At 37.9% G+C, this 1,014-nt stretch carries 2 protein-coding genes; one reads left to right on the plus strand and one right to left on the minus strand.

Going from position 1 to position 1,014, the window contains the following annotated elements:
• Positions 1-332 (plus strand): LysR family transcriptional regulator substrate-binding protein (locus tag CWM53_RS22830; RefSeq protein ID WP_165785122.1); only part of this gene is annotated, 332 nt, incomplete at its 5' end.
• Between the two features lie 5 nt (positions 333-337).
• Here CWM53_RS22830 and CWM53_RS22835 read toward each other — a convergent pair.
• Positions 338-1,014, minus strand: a 677-nt coding sequence (locus tag CWM53_RS22835; protein ID WP_100750874.1) for a LysR substrate-binding domain-containing protein, incomplete at its 5' end; no start/stop codon positions are given.

Here is a 1,014-nt window from a genome sequence, read left to right on the forward strand (position 1 = left end):
ATTTGCAAAATGAACCATTAATTGTTATGAAAAAAGATTCATGGCATCGTAAAGCTATTCTAAATGAATGTGAAAAGAGAGGTGTTAATACTCATATCTTCTTATCTTCCAATAGTGTAAAGAATAATATTGATTTGGTTGCAAAAAATGAAGGTATATCATTTATTCTCGATGCGGTAGGGCTAAAATGTGATGGTGTAACAACAAGAGCGATGACAGAACCCGTCTATGTCGAGATAGGCCTGGCATGGAAAAAGGATAAATATTTATCATATGCATCAAGAGCATTAATTGCATTCCTGGAACAATATATTAAAGACAATTTCCAATAGTTTATTTATATTTGTTCCTCAACAAATAACTCCCATAATTCTTCAGCATCTGGTGGCATTTTTTTTGCCGGTCGATAAAGCCTTATTTCGATTGGTACCCATAAATTGCTTTCTTGATCTGCTGCCGCCACAATGGTTTTAGAGGCAACATCTTGTGCCGCAAGCGTTTGTGGCAACCAGGCCACACCATCACCCGATCTCACCATTGCCAGCAAAGTGGCCGCCAGATCGGCAACAAATGCAATTTTCATGTTATGTGTGATTCTGTTAATTGACGTTGTATTTGATATTATCCTGCCTAAGCCAGATTGTGATGAAAAAGAAAGATAGGGAAAATTGGACCTATTCTCAATACTCCATAACGGCTTCATTGTCATACTATTGGGTTTACTAAAAGGGATGAGTATATCCATTCCTAAGCGGATGCTCATAAAATGACTTTCATTTAGATTGAGGTGCATATGAGGGTGGTAGTGACACAGCAGAAATTGGGCATCGCCCTGACGCATCATTTTTTCGCATGAGTTCAACGAATCAGAGAGCAGACGACATGAGCCAAACTTAGCTATTTTTTCACTTTGTTTTAACATGTTAGGAACAAATGAAAAGGATAATGCATGGGTTGCTGAAAAAACCAAATGTGGTTGCTTATTGCCAGCTGCATCCAGCGCATTGTTTTTTA

It is taken from the genome of Klebsiella sp. A-Nf5 (assembly GCF_002810545.1).
GTDB lineage: Bacteria > Pseudomonadota > Gammaproteobacteria > Enterobacterales > Enterobacteriaceae > Klebsiella > Klebsiella variicola.